Here is a 14,367-nt window from a genome sequence, read left to right as displayed (position 1 = left end):
TTATATATTTACATTAATAAAATTTAAATTCTTATTATACTCCTTTAAAACCTCACTTCCATCGAAAACAGAAAATACCTTCTTTGCAAGTTGTTGGAAGAAATGGTTTGGGAATATTCATTATTGCTTACATTTCGGCTTGAGTTCTCATCAATCAGGTTTTGTCCGTCCAGGGTATAAATAATGGTCTTCTTTTTATTGGTAAAGCGCAAGGATGCATTCAAACTTTGGTAGGCATTATCGAAATTGTCGGTGGATGGCACCATATAGCTATGCGCTGCTTTCAGACTTAACCTTTTAAAAAGATTCATGTACAAGGACAAATTGTTGTTCAGGCGCTCTGTTCTGCTTGTTTTCACCCCTTCGGTGTAGTAATCCGACTGCGACAATGTGCTTTTGTTACTGAAGAACATGTTCCAGAATAGCTTGGTCTGAAAATTGAAATTGTAAGTATTCTGCTCATTCTTATTCTTTCTAAGCACATCGGAGTTCACCGAATTGGAATATTCGTTGTTATTGTAATTGTAGCTTAGTCCAATATGATCAAGTATTTTACCCAGTTTAACTCTCATCTGTGCATTGATTCCATAACCCTCGGATCCGTTATCGCTTAAATAAGAAGTTTGCAAACTTAAATCCTGGTTGATGATGTAATCGCTTTGATACTGGTGGTTATTTTTGTTGTAATTCGCTCCTATGGAATACGACAAATCGCTTAACAAAGACTGATAGCTATATGTAATGTTGGCAGACTGACTTTTTTGCGCTCCAAAGTCGATTTCATTGTTTTGCAACATTCGGTTGGATGTCAGAATATAATTGTCGTAAATTCTTTTGTCCTCAGGGGCCTTTTCGGTGTTTCTCAAGTTCAACGAAAGCAGGTGTCGCGGCATTAATTTGTACTTGATGCCCAAGGATGCATTTAGCAATAAATCTGACTGCTTCTCTTCTGCTTGGGAAACCCCGTTGTAGTAATCGTAATTGTATAGCTTAAAACTCATACTCGGTAAGATTTCAAGCTTTCTGTACTTGTACTGGTAAGAAAAATCAACATTGGGAATAAATACCTTGTAATCAATATCATTTGAAAACTGGTTCTCCTGGCCCACTCCACTCAACAGTGTACCCAAACTGGTTTTATAATAACTACTGCTAAGGTTCACATTAATTTTGTGCTTCTTGAACAAGGCCACCATAAATGTGGTGTTCAAATCAATTCTCTGCTTTTTCGACCTCACATCCTGTGTAGTCACCTGATCATCCTGTACCGTACCCGATTCAACATCAAGTCCCGGCAGCAGGAACAACTCTTCTGTCGATTCATCGGAACTGATATTGCATCCAAAAAACAAGGATTTACTTCCTTTTAGTCTTTTGGTATAATTCAGCTGATTGTTAAAATAATGATCCTTGGCTGATTTGTCCAGTTCCTGCGCTACTCCATTGTTTAAGCCACTATTGTCGCTGCTGTTTCTCTTTCTCGAGAAAACAGTGGTATTGTCAATGCGGTCGGTTTTCGACAGGTACTTCTCCATATACAGTTTACCATTAAAAAAGCGTGGCAAATCGGTCTGCTGGTTCGACTGTTCTATCACTATTGGATTATCGGGATCGCTGGTAATGATTTGTTTGTAGTAGCTTTCACTCTCAGCCTTATCGCTAAAATAATTCATGTTTAAACGGGCAGTAAAAGTCTCTGTCAGTTTTGGCATGATGTTAATGCTTCCAAAATAAGCCTCGTTGCGCTGACCTTGTGTGGGCGACATCGACAGACCTAAAAAAGTGGGTGCCTCTGTATCCTTGGTGGCTGCCATATTTCTAATGTAGCTGCCGGCATCAAAAAATCCATCACTTGAATTCTGTCCCAAAGTGTTATGATTTAATAAAGTAAAGGCCTTCACTTTTTTGGTAACGACTATGCCTTTATGGGTAATGCTGTAACGATCATCGGCGCCATAGCCTGCCTTTAGGTTGTGCGACAAGGAAAGCCCCGGCTTGAATTTCAGGTTAATGGCTACATCATCGGTAATTTCAACTCCCCGAAGCAGTGGGTTGTGCGTATAATTTTCAACTGCACTTATTCCCTCTATATGGTCGGCATTGATGTTTTTAGTGCCCAAGGTGTAGTTGTTTTCAAACAGGTCGTCACCATCCAGCAAGACTTTTTTAACATCTTTTCCTTTGAATTTTATTTGACCGTTTCCCTCAATTGTCATACCCGGTAGTTTTTTAATCAGGTCCTCTACTACCACTTCCGAGCTATCACGAATTCGAGCCAGGTTAAAAATGGTGGTATCTTCTCTTACCTGCACAATGGGTGCGGCTATCACACTCACTTCATCAATCTCTTCGGTACGTTCCTCAAGCATAAAATTCAGTGTGTATTTGCTTTTTCCAGGCTGTATATTCACTGGCTTAACTCCCTTATTATAGCCCATCATAGAAACTTCAACCTGAAGTGCTGTGGTATCGGGAGTCCATTGTATTTTATAGGCTCCCTCTTTATTGGCTACCGAGAATGTAAGCATGGAATTGGATTTGCCTTTTACAGTTAGCAAAACATCGCTAAAAGGCAGGGGCTCTTTCTGGGCATTGGTAACCTGACCGGTAATGGTAATTTTTTGCTGGGCGCAGATTATTGTGCCGGTAAAAAGGCATATCAACACTAGAAGTATTCGTTTTGTTATTGTCATTTCTTAGGGTTTATTTTAGTGAATTATTGCTTGCTTTTTTTATATTGATTAATCCAAATCAAATTTTTCAATGGTTTCAGGTATTTGGTATTCCATGGCTTTGGCAAATTTTTTAGGGATCTGAATACCGTTATCTATAATTTTTCTTTTCTTATGCATTTCCAGTCTTTGTTGTTTCATTTTTTCTATATATTTTTTATGCTGCTCAAGATTAAATATTTCCGCATTATCCAAGGGTAGTTCAATTTCTTTACTGTGTGGTTTAATTTCCAATGATTGTGCTGTCCAACTACAAAAACCATCGGTTGAATATACCTCAAGAACAACACCTGGAAGGCCATGAAACTTCCATGGGGCAGCTTTAAAAGGGAGTTCTAGAGTAAACCAAGCCTCATAGTCCCTTCCCCTGAAAGTGCAAGTAGCCTTGTGACAGGGATAGTTAAGTATGGTCTTTGTTTGTTCCTCTAATTCCCATGCAAATAAATCTAAGGATTCCTTCAATACGATAACATTCATACCGTGTGAAGTTGATGTCAATATTTGGTTTTGGGTATAATCATGAACTACATAATAATATAAAGTATCTTGATCGAGTTCATTTCCCGATTCGTCATAAGTGGGCATTGTACCCCAAAGTTGCCTGCTGATCAATTTATTTCCATATGCAATGGTTTGTATTTTGCCATGTGGGCCAAATGAATTTTCATTGTGAAGTACAGAACTACCATTCAACTTATAATTGTAGTTAATAACAAGCTCTTTCTCTTGTGCGTATAGTGATCCCGAAATCGTAATAAGAACCAATAATAGTGTTATGACTTTTCCTGCTTTCATAATTCGTTAGTTTTGTGATTAATCCAAATCAAATTTTTCAATGCTTCTCACTTTCTTAGAAATATACTCTTCTGATCTACCTTTTCGTTTATGATACTCTATTATAAATTGTTTTTTTGCCTTTAATACCTTTATATATTTTTTCAAATCAACAATATCAATTCCATAAAAAGGCAGTTCTATTTCTTTTTTAAACGGCCTTATTTCTATGCTTTCCGCTACCCAATTGCAATATTCATCGGTTGAATAAACCTCCAGCATAACTCCTCGCAATCCATGAAACTTCCATGGAGCTGCTTTAAAAGGGATATCTTTTGTAAAATAAGCTACATAATCACGTCCTCTAAAACTACAGGTAGCCTTAAAACATTTATAGCTCAGAATTTTCTTAGTTTCCAATTAAATAAGTTCAATTCTTCTTTTAATAAGACTTTCATTTTACGCATATTCTCTATTGATAATATTGTATTTTTTTGAAAATCTTTACGTACATAATCTAAAAAGGTGATTACTCCTCTTAAACTAGGCTCCCCCAATTGCATTCTTGAAATTACTCCATTTACATCAGCATAAAGCTCCGTTTTATTGACTGTTTTGTAAATATCTTGATCTCCCATAGGTGAAGGAATTCTCTTTTCAAATTGATATTTTATTAACAATTCCTTGTCTTGTGCATTAAGTGTTAAACAAGTAATTAAGCATGCTACCGTTACGAGTATTCGTTTTGTTAACGTCATTTCTTTGAATTTCTTTTAGGGTATTTTGTTTGCTTTTTTTATGCATATTGACTATTCTAAATCGAAAATTTCGATGCTTTGGGGAAATTCCTTTGGATCTGGTGCGAAGAACATCTTAACTCCATTTGCTTTAGCTTTTATCTTCATTTTTTTCTGATGTTCTGCATGCTTCCGTCTATCGTTTTGTAGAATACGTTTATATTGCTTCAGATCTACTTTCTCCAACTCATTAAAAGGAGGTTTAATTTTTTGTTTAAAAGGTTTTATTACGAGTCCTTCAGCCACCCAACTGCAATACCCATCGGTTGAAGAAACTTCCAAAATCACACCAGGTAAACCGTGAAATTTCCATGGACCAGCCTTAAAAGGAAGCTCTCGTGTAAAGTAAGCTACATACTCACGCCCCCTAAAACTGCAAGTAGCTTTGCTGCATTGATAATTCAGAATGCTTTTTGAATCATTATCTAACTTCCAATTGATGCAGTTAAGAGGTTCATTTAAATGCATCTTACCTCTCACCCTCACTATGGCAAACAATTGTTGCTTATTATAATCAAGCATGATGTAATTATTAAATATGGAATCAAGAGCTGCCGAACGCATGTTTTCAACAGTTAAATTCGCATGCCCCATCCCAGTAAACTTTCTACTTATCACATAATTACCATAGGCAATTACTTCTGTTTCTGTAGGTTTGCCAGATATATATTTTCTTCCAATAAAATCAAATTCTTTCTGTTCAGATTTATACTTTACAATCATTTGCTTTTCCTGGGCATGAAGCGTTGCACATATCATTAAGCACGCTAACATTACTAGTAATCGTTTGTGGTTTGTCATATCTTCTGGTTCTTTCTTTTAAGTATGTTATTTTTTTCTTTCCTTATTCTCTCGGGGCTTATCCAAATCAAACAACTCGAGACTATTGGGTAGTTTAGAATTTTTAAATTTTAACCTAAACGAGTCTTCGAATTTAGGGAACCGGAAAATCGTTTGCTCAAGATTTTCTTCATTATTTTGCTTCCTTTTTTGTTGCAATTTCTTTACATATTGCTCAAGGCTTAGCACTTCATCTATAGGTGTTGGTATTTCAGGATGAGACTGACGAACCCTTACAATCAGAGATTGTGCTTTCCATCTTACAATATTATCAGTTGAATAAACTTCAAGTACCACACCAGGCAAAGCATGAAACTTCCATGGGGCGGCCTTAAAAGGAAGTTCTCTTGTAAAGAAAGCCACATAGTCGCGGCCTCTGAAAGTGCAAGTAGCCTTTGTGCAATGATATCCTAATAAAGTTTTAGTCTCTGGCTCAAACTTCCATTGAAATAGGTTTAAAGGCTCTTTTATATAGGTGGCAAATCCAGAGTATTGACCAGGAGTGACACACCACATTTTACCTTTGGTATAATCAACCAAAGTATGATAGTAAGTTGTGTCATACGATAAAACGTTTGATAAGTCCTTACACGAAATTGAACGCCTTGTTTGTCTTAGGCAAAGCTTGCCGTAAGAGTAAACCTTCGGAAATTCAGTAGGCCTGTTGCTTTTAATTACTTCCAAACTTTTTAAGTCTTTATATCGCATTTCAACTCTATCATACTTGTATGTTACAACCAGTTCTTTTTTCTGAGCACTAAGCGATGCGGTTACTAAAATAAATAGGTGCAAATAGTGCGGTTTTATTTTTCATTTTCAATCATTTTAAATTATTGAAAAACTACATCCTATTTTTATGATGGTAAAATACCTAAACTGTTAATCACTCACTTATCCAATCAAAAATTTCGATGCTGTTTGGTAGTTTTACTTGTTTGATATCTTTATCAGACCTGTTACCGGGAATACGAAGTTTGTTTTTTCTGAGTGTTTCAATTAAAACTTGTTCCCTATTCTTAAGTACATCAAAGTACTCTTCCAAATTAATTACATTCATCCCATAATGTTCTAGTTCTATCTTCTCAGTTTTTGTTTCGATATTTATGGATTGAGCTGTCCATCTTAAAAAATCATCGCTAGAATGTACCTCTAAAACTACTCCGGGTAAACCATGAAACTTCCAAGGAGCTGCCTTATATGGGATTTCTCTTGTGAAATAGGCAATATAAGCACGCCCTCTAAAAGTGCATGTGGCTTTATTGCAATAATAGCCCAATATGGTCTTTGTTGGTTTTTCTAGTTTCCAGTCAAATAATTGGAGTGGTTCCTTGAGCAACATGCTATATTCACCTCTTTGTTTAATTACAGGTTCAACTAGCATTCCCTTGTTATAAGCAATTTTAATATACTTGTATGTGGTATCCGAAACACCGACCATTGGATCAGTTTCTCTTATACTTATGTTACCATAATTATATACATTCAAATAATGTACTGGTCGAGCCATTATCAATATCTTATCGTTATCATCTAGATATAAATTCTTCCGTTCAAACTTATAGTTTACACGTAATTGTTTCTCCTGAGCACATATTAATGAATTTGAATTATTAAAATATGTTATAACAATTAATATTAGTGTGTAGATTCGCATTTTGCTTTAATATTTCATTTAAACACATCGACATAATATACTCTTGCAAAGAATTTAAAACTCTTTGCAAGAGTATTAACAAAACGTTAAAATCACTTGATCACAATACAATCATGATTAGACTGACAATAGGTCCACGCTATCGCTTCAGGATTTCGTTTTGCTTTCTCTCTGCATTCTTCCCAATTTGCAACATTCTTGTATACACATAATTCTGGTCCATAATACTTTGTATCAAATTCTGGTTCTCTTTCATTAATATATCCAGAGACCCATCCCTGTATCCAAACTGTAAAATCTACACTAGCGTAAGCTGATACACATAGTGCGAATACGCAAAACATCATCAATGTTATTTTTTTAATCTTTTTCATAATTTTATTTTTAAATCATTTTTATTCAAATTCATTTTTTGGGTTTTGCCCTGTCTATCCTTTCAAGGGCGGAAGAAAAACTTCCTGTTTGTAATATTTGCTTACTTTTGCATTAAACCTCCTTTCTTTATAAGGAGCCGGGGCAGGAAGCAATTGCGTTCAACAATTTTGGGCTTCCTGTCCTTTTCCTTTTTTATTATTCGTATGGGTAGTGATAGGATCACTTCGAGTCATCACATCACTTTTTATTCTAAAATCCAAATACTTTTTCAAGTTGTTGGTTCATATTGTATTTTGTCTCATCGGCATAAGCGGGGCATCGTAAATTTTTGGCAATTACCTTACCCTCTTTATCTATTAAGTAACTACTAGGAATAGCCATTCCCCCATAGTCTTTAATAATTTGCGAGTGTTCTTTTCCTGTTGTATCAATAACTTGTTGCCAGGGAAAGCCTTTCTCATTTATATAGCTTTGCCAATTCGTTTTGTTGGTATCTAAGGCTATGCTTACAATTTCAAAATCTTGTTCATGGTATTTGGCATACAGGTCCAGCATGTTGTTTTGCTCTGCTTTACAGTAATCGCAATCGATCACCCAAAAATTAACCAGTGTAACATTTCCTGTAAAATCAGAAAGTGTAAGCTGGTCTCCCCTGCTGTCGGGCAATTCGATGACCGGTGGCGTTTTTCCAATACAAAAGTTTTGTGTTGCCTTGTACTTTTGAGCAATGCTTTTGTATTCTTGAGTTTTCTTTAACTTATCTCCCAGCAATGAGGTGTAATAGCTCATGTCCGACTCATCGAGCTTTGTAAATTTGGGCCTAAACACATAGGCCAAAAAGTAATCTAGGGCTAGGTATGAGTTGGGATTTTCCTCTAAATAGCTTAATGCCATACTCTCTTTTAGAAGATTTAATAGCGTCAATTGTTCTTTTTGTTTCTCTATAAACTGCTGTATATGCTCTCGACTCGACTGCTTAGTCGGTTTATTGTTTTGCAGCCATTGCAAATAATTCGCATCGGCCTGAAGCAATTGTTGCGCCTCTTCTTGTTCCCAAAAGTTGACAAATTCCTGATTGATTGTGCTACCAGAAAAGCTAAATGGAATGGGAGTTAATAGATCTTTTCTTTTAAATAGGTCGTCGCTCATCAATTCGATAGACTGCCTGCTGGCATCAAGCATGAATGGGAAATAACAAGTACGTTCTTTGTTGGTTAACACATAAAGCCCGGGTCTTTTTAGATAGCCATGTATCTTGGCACTGCCGTTTTGAAACTGAAAAACCGAAATGTATCCTTCCCTTTGTTTTTCCTTGCCAAACCAAACAGGTTTTAAGTTGCCTTTTTCATCATTGGCTACAAAAAACCATTTGCTTTGGGGTTTGGGAGTTTCTCCGTTTAATTTTATTTCCAGGCTAAAATTAGGCTCTGTTTTACCAGGTAAAATAAGATTGCTAAATCTGTAGAGAAGGATAATAGCAGAACCAAGTAGTAATAAAATGGAAATTCGGTTTAGAGTCATTTTCATGAGTTATTGGTATGATTTACAAAATCGCATCATATCAAACGGATATATACAATACTTCCCTCATGTAAAAGTTCGCAAGATCACATTTATTATTAAACACTACCTTTTACCACCAATAACACAATCTTCCAACTTCTCCAGGTTTGCTTTAATAAGATGTTCTCAAAAACATCAACATGAATTTATCTATTTCTTTTTTCAATATAAGTGATATTCTCACTCTTTATAAACACGTTTAAATTAAACGGAAGGGTGAGTGAAAAACAAACTATTTATTCATAAAAATCACTTCCTTTGTATAACGACTTAATTTCCTGAATATTACAAATCACATTTCAATGAACTTTTCTAAAAATAATATTTCATTAAATTTGTTCTTAATACTATTCCACCTTAAGACTATTTGATAAATAGCTTTTCTTTGCAAACTAAGAACTACATGAATGTTCTAATCAAACAGATTTAAACAATTGTAGAATCTTAAGTTTACATCAAATAAAAATAAAAGAATCATATTTTGTAAAGATCAAAAACATCTTCAATTTAAAAATAACACCATATTTATACACATAACCAAAATTGACACTTGTAAATAAATCCAAGATCTATCGAGGAATTTATCCTGTATGTTTAATAATTATTTTAATCATGCTAGTTTCATTTTTAGCCTTGTGATTAATCCAAATCAAAGATTTCAATGGCTTTTAATCTCTTAGAAATTTGCTCTTCTGAATAGCCAAAACCTTTCAGAATCTTAAGATTTACTTGTTTCTTTTTCTTTAATATTTGCATGTATTTATCCATATCAACAATATCCCATCCGTAAAAAGGCAATTCTATTTCTTTTTTAAACGGTCTTATTTCTAAGCTTTCCGCCACCCAACTGCAATATCCATCGGTTGGGTACACTTCCAGTATTGCACCGGGTAAGCCATGGAATTTCCATGGGGCGGCCTTAAAGGGAATATCCCGGGTAAACCAAGCTACATATTCGCGCCCTCTAAAGCTGCATGTGGCTTTGTGGCAAGTATATCCTAGTATGGTCTTTGTATCCATGCATGGTTTCCATTTAAATAAATTTAGCGGTTCCTTTAAAAGGAACTGTGCTGTTCCCGCAGCAGGTAAGTCGTCCGAAATAAGGAGGTGTCCCTTGGTATAATCAATCACTGTATAGTAAAATAAAGTATCGCTTGCTATTACATTACCATCTGCGTCTGTTGTATTTGATATTCCTCCATTTTTTCTGGATTTTATTTTATTTCCGTAAGAAAATAATTCGATTTCGCCATAAGTCTTAAAAGACGCCTCTCTATACAGCAAACCCTTAGAAATACTCTCTGCACCTTTTCTATTATACTTGTATTTTATATACAGTTCTTTTTCCTGGGCGAATAGGGATCCAGAAATCGTAATAAGAATCAATAGTAGTGTTGTGATTTTTCCTGCTTTCATAATTCGTTAGTTTTGGGACTAATCCAAATCAAAAATTTCAATGCTTCTTGTTGACATAGAAATTTGCTCTTCTGAGAACCCAAATATTTCAGCACCCTTTAATGCAACTTGTTTCTTTTTCTTTAATATTTGCATGTATTTTTTCAAATCAACGATATCAATTCCATAAAAAGGCAGTTCTATTTCTTTTTTATACGGCCTTATTTCTACGCTTTCCGCTACCCAACTGCAATATCCATCGGTTGGATACACTTCCAGTATTGCTCCAGGTAATCCATGAAATTTCCAGGGAGCAGCCTTAAAGGGAATATCCCGGGTAAACCAAGCCACATATTCGCGACCTCTGAAGCTGCATGTGGCTTTATGGCAAGTGTATCCCAGTATGGTTTTTGTATCCACACTAGGCCTCCATTCAAATAAATTAAGTGGTTCTTTTAATAAGTACTGTACTCCTCGGCCACGAGGTAAATCTTCAGATAGAAGAAGGTGTCCCTTGGAATAATCAATGACGGTGTAGTAATATAAAGTATCACATGATATCACATTACCATTTGCATCTTCTTTATTTGAAATTAGGTTATTTTTTCTGGATACCATTTTATTTCCGTAAGAAAACAGTTCAATTTCACTTTCCCACATAAAAGAGTTTTCACTGCGTAGCAAACCTTTGGAATCTTTTCTGTTATACTTGTATTGTATATACAATTCTTTTTCCTGGGCGTTAAGTGATGCCGAAATCGTAATAAGAACCAATAATAGTGTTATGACTTTTCCTGTTTTCATAATTCGTTCGTTTTGTGATTAATCCAAATCAAATTTTTCAATGGTTCTCACACTATTAGAAATAAACTCTTCAGATTCACCATTTCTTTTATACCACTCTATACAGGATTGTTTTTTTGCCTTTAATACCTTTATATATTTTTTCAAATCAACAATATCCCATCCGTAAAAAGGCAGTTCTATTTCTTTTTTAAACGGTCTTATTTCTAGGCTTTCCGCTACCCAACTGCAATATCCATCAGTTGAATACACTTCCAGTAGCACACCTGGTAATCCATGGAATTTCCAGGGAGCAGCCTTAAAAGGAATCTCGCGGGTAAACCAAGCCACATATTCGCGACCTCTAAAATTGCATGTGGCTTTATGGCAAGTATATCCCAGTATCGTTTTTGTATCCATGCATGGTTTCCATTTAAATAAATTTAGCGGTTCCTTTAAAAGGAACTGTGCTGTTGACACAGATACATCCTCAGAAATTAGGAGATACCCCTTGGGATAATCAATTACTGTGTAGTAATATACAGAATCACTTGCTATTAAATTACCATCCTCGTCTAATGTGTTTGATACTCCGTCATATTTTCTGGATATCATTTTATTTCCGTAAGAAAACAATTCAATTTTGCCATTAATCATTTCAGGCATTTCACTGAACAATAAACACTCAGAATATTCTATGCTATACTTGTATTTTATATACAGTTCTTTTTCTTGGGCGAATAGTGATATCGTTGTTAAGGTTAATATGGCTATAAATACAATTTTCTTTTTCATCTATATTTTTTTATAACAAACTAATTTGAGCTTATAGTACAAAGAATCTTTGCTAAGAGTAGAACAAATACTGGTTATCATCATTCATAAAATAACTTGGAAACATATACCGATTAAAAGCAAGGAGGCGCAATGTTGATCGATCTTAGGTTAATGCTAATTCTACAAAAGGCACAAGACTAATACTAAAATTGCGATAACCTTTAAAAACATAAGTCTAAACTCCCTAAAGGAATACTTTACATTAATTCCTTTAAGGAGTAAATTAATTTAAGTGAACCGCAATATAATTAATAAATTAACGGCTGTTTAAATACACCTTATTTTTACTAAAGCTTTCATTTAAAAACAATAAAGCAGGCGTATTTAGCATTTTCCCATGAATATAATTAATGAAAACATCTACATTCACCAGTGTAGATGTAATAATCAAAAGCATTTGCGTTCTCCTCCATACATTTATAAGCACATTTTTGAGGAGTGCCAAAAGTTCCTTTATAAAATGGCATGCCATCATACTTCTCATCAAATATCGCTGTTGCTGCGCCGCCTTCAATAACTCCAAGACACCAGCCTTTTGCTGATATAGTAGGTGGAATAGCAAATACAGAAACTGTAAAAACAACAAGACTTACAATCATTAAACTAAACTTCTTAAACTTTTTCATAATTTTATTTTTTAATCATTTTTATTATAATCTATTTTTTTGTTTTGCCCTGTTTATCCTTTCAAGGGCGGAAGAAAACTTCCTTTTTCCAATATTTGCTTACTTTTGCATTAAACCTCCTTTCTTTATAAGGAGCCGGGGCAGGAAGCAATTGCGTTCAACAATTTTGGGCTTCCTGTCCTTTTCCTTTGTTTTTTATTAAAAACCAAATACTTTTTCCAGTTGTTGGTTCATATTGTACTTTGCCTCATCGGCATAAGCGGGGCATCGTAAATTTTTGGCAATTACTTTACCCTCTTTATCTATTAAGTAACTAATAGGAATAGCCATTCCCCCATAGTCTTTAATAATTTGCGAATGTTCACTTCCCGTTGTATCAATAGCCTGTTGCCAGGGAAAGCCTTTCTCATTTATATAGTTTTGCCAATTCGTTTTGTTGGTATCTAAGGCTATGCTTACAATTTCAAAATCTTGTTCATGGTATTTGGCATACAGGTCCAGCATGTTGTTTTGCTCTGCCTTACAGTAATCGCAATCGATCACCCAAAAATTAACCAGTGTAACATTTCCTGTAAAATCAGTAAGTGTAAGCTTGTCTCCCCTGCTGTCGGGCAATTCGATGGGCGGTGGTATTTTTCCAATACAAAAGTTTTGTGTTGCCTTGTACTTTTGAGCAATGCTTTTGTATACTTGTGTATTCTTTAAATTATCGCCAAGCAAGGAGGTATAATATTTCATGTCCGACTCATCAAGCTTTGCAAAATTGGGCCTAAACACATAGGCCAAAAAGTAATCGAGTGCCAGGTATGAATTGGGGTTTTTCTCTAAATAGCTTAATGCCACACTCTCTTTTAGAAGATTTAATAGCGTCAATTGTTCTTTTCGCTCCTCTGCAAACTGCTGTATCTGTTCTCGGGTAGACTGCTTAGACGGTTTATTGTTTTGCAGCCATTGTAAATAATTCGCATCAGCCTGAAGCAATTGCTCTGCCTCCTCTGTCTTCCAAAAGTTGACAAATTCCTGATTGACTGTGCTACCAGAAAAGCTAAATGGAATGGGAGTTAACAGGTCTTTTCTTTTAAACAGGCTATCGCTTACCAATTCAATGGACTGCCTACTGGCATCAAGCATGAATGGAAAATAACAAGTACGTTCTTGGTTGGTTAACACATAAAGCCCGGGTCTTGATATATGCTCCTGAATCTTGGCACTGCCATTTTTAAACTGAAAAAACGAAATAAAGCCATCCTTTTGTTTTTCCTTGCGAAAGCAGACTGGCTTTAAAATGCCTTTTTCATCATTGGCTACAAAAAACCATTTGCTATCAGGTTTGGGAACTTTACCATTTAGTTTTATTTCCAGACTAAAATTAGGCTCTGTTTTACCAGGTAAAATAAGATTGCTAAATCTGTAAAGAAGGATAATAGCAGAACCAAGTAGTAGTAAAATAGAAATTCGGTTTAGAGTCATTTTCATAAGTAATTGTTAATTGGTATTATTTACAAAATTATATTGCACTACACTGATATGTACAGTACTTTTTTCTTATAAATAAAGTGATAAATCACATATATTATTAAACGCTACCTTTTCCTACCAATTACACAAGCCCCTTAATCCTCTAGGTTCGCTTTAATATGAAGCTTTGATAAATATCAATAAATATTTACATATTCTTCCTCTTAAACATGTAAAATTCACACTTATCATTAAGACATCTAATTTAAACAAAAAAGTGGGTGAAAAACAAACTATTTATTCATAAAAATCATTTTCTTTATATAACATCTTAATTTTTTGAACATTACAAACCATAATTCAATAAACTTTTCTAAAAATAATATTTCAATACATTTGTTCTTAATACTATCCCACCTTAGGACTATTTGATAAATAGCATTTTTTTGCAAACTAAAAATTACATGAATATTCTATTGATACAGATTTAAACAATTGTAGAATCTTAAGTTTATATCAAACAAAAATGAAAG

Annotated in this window: 14 protein-coding genes; all 14 read right to left on the bottom strand. The window is 34.7% G+C overall.

The genetic code is table 11. The features are described 5' to 3' along the window. Nucleotides 1–44 precede the first annotated feature (44 nt). The 14 genes from ACO05S_RS16665 to ACO05S_RS16600 all read right to left on the bottom strand — a co-directional run bounded on the left by ACO05S_RS16665 (nucleotide 45) and on the right by ACO05S_RS16600 (nucleotide 13,852). Entirely contained in the window at nucleotides 45–2,693 is a 2,649-nt protein-coding gene (locus tag ACO05S_RS16665; RefSeq protein ID WP_421919150.1) for a carboxypeptidase-like regulatory domain-containing protein, read from the bottom strand. Nucleotides 2,694–2,741: 48 nt separating this feature from the next. After that, complete coding sequence (locus tag ACO05S_RS16660) at nucleotides 2,742–3,527, bottom strand: GLPGLI family protein (protein ID WP_421919149.1); 786 nt, start codon at nucleotides 3,525–3,527, stop codon at nucleotides 2,742–2,744. Nucleotides 3,528–3,545: 18 nt separating this feature from the next. Beyond that, on the bottom strand, nucleotides 3,546–3,926 hold the full coding sequence (locus ACO05S_RS16655; RefSeq protein WP_421919148.1) for a GLPGLI family protein: 381 nt from the start codon (nucleotides 3,924–3,926) through the stop codon (nucleotides 3,546–3,548). Beyond that, nucleotides 3,905–4,264 carry a hypothetical protein gene (locus ACO05S_RS16650; RefSeq protein ID WP_421919147.1) on the bottom strand — a complete coding sequence of 120 codons (360 nt, stop codon included), beginning with the start codon at nucleotides 4,262–4,264 and terminating at the stop codon, nucleotides 3,905–3,907. Before ACO05S_RS16650 ends, ACO05S_RS16655 begins: the two co-directional genes overlap by 22 nt. Nucleotides 4,265–4,315: 51 nt before the next feature. Continuing rightward, entirely contained in the window at nucleotides 4,316–5,077 is a 762-nt protein-coding gene (locus ACO05S_RS16645) for a GLPGLI family protein (protein ID WP_421919146.1), read from the bottom strand. Between the two features lie 54 nt (nucleotides 5,078–5,131). Continuing rightward, nucleotides 5,132–5,935 (bottom strand): GLPGLI family protein, encoded by an 804-nt coding sequence (locus tag ACO05S_RS16640; RefSeq protein ID WP_421919145.1) that lies wholly within the window; start codon nucleotides 5,933–5,935, stop codon nucleotides 5,132–5,134. 91 nt (nucleotides 5,936–6,026) lie between these two features. Then, the gene (locus ACO05S_RS16635; RefSeq protein WP_421919144.1) at nucleotides 6,027–6,797 is read right to left on the bottom strand and encodes a GLPGLI family protein; all 771 of its coding nucleotides are present in this window, start codon (nucleotides 6,795–6,797) and stop codon (nucleotides 6,027–6,029) included. A 92-nt stretch (nucleotides 6,798–6,889) separates the two neighbouring features. Next, nucleotides 6,890–7,144: a hypothetical protein gene (locus ACO05S_RS16630; RefSeq protein ID WP_421919143.1), complete on the bottom strand. Its 255-nt coding sequence runs from the start codon at nucleotides 7,142–7,144 to the stop codon at nucleotides 6,890–6,892. Between the two features lie 277 nt (nucleotides 7,145–7,421). Next, complete coding sequence (locus ACO05S_RS16625) at nucleotides 7,422–8,699, bottom strand: peroxiredoxin family protein (protein ID WP_421919142.1); 1,278 nt, start codon at nucleotides 8,697–8,699, stop codon at nucleotides 7,422–7,424. A 675-nt stretch (nucleotides 8,700–9,374) separates the two neighbouring features. Beyond that, nucleotides 9,375–10,151, bottom strand: coding sequence for a GLPGLI family protein (locus ACO05S_RS16620; protein WP_421919141.1), 777 nt, complete (start codon nucleotides 10,149–10,151; stop codon nucleotides 9,375–9,377). 18 nt (nucleotides 10,152–10,169) lie between these two features. Further along, complete coding sequence (locus tag ACO05S_RS16615) at nucleotides 10,170–10,934, bottom strand: GLPGLI family protein (RefSeq protein ID WP_421919140.1); 765 nt, start codon at nucleotides 10,932–10,934, stop codon at nucleotides 10,170–10,172. 18 nt (nucleotides 10,935–10,952) lie between these two features. Then, a complete protein-coding gene (locus tag ACO05S_RS16610) occupies nucleotides 10,953–11,708 on the bottom strand; it encodes a GLPGLI family protein (protein WP_421919139.1) in 756 nt (251 codons plus the stop codon). 389 nt (nucleotides 11,709–12,097) lie between these two features. Beyond that, nucleotides 12,098–12,376 carry a hypothetical protein gene (locus tag ACO05S_RS16605; RefSeq protein ID WP_421919138.1) on the bottom strand — a complete coding sequence of 93 codons (279 nt, stop codon included), beginning with the start codon at nucleotides 12,374–12,376 and terminating at the stop codon, nucleotides 12,098–12,100. 198 nt (nucleotides 12,377–12,574) lie between these two features. Continuing rightward, complete coding sequence (locus ACO05S_RS16600; protein ID WP_421919137.1) at nucleotides 12,575–13,852, bottom strand: peroxiredoxin family protein; 1,278 nt, start codon at nucleotides 13,850–13,852, stop codon at nucleotides 12,575–12,577. Nucleotides 13,853–14,367 lie beyond the last annotated feature (515 nt).

Source organism: Marinifilum sp., assembly GCF_965230805.1.
In the GTDB taxonomy this organism is placed as follows: Bacteria; Bacteroidota; Bacteroidia; order Bacteroidales; family Marinifilaceae; genus Marinifilum.
Note: the sequence above shows the minus strand (reverse complement) of the source record. Positions and strands in the feature narration are given on the sequence as shown.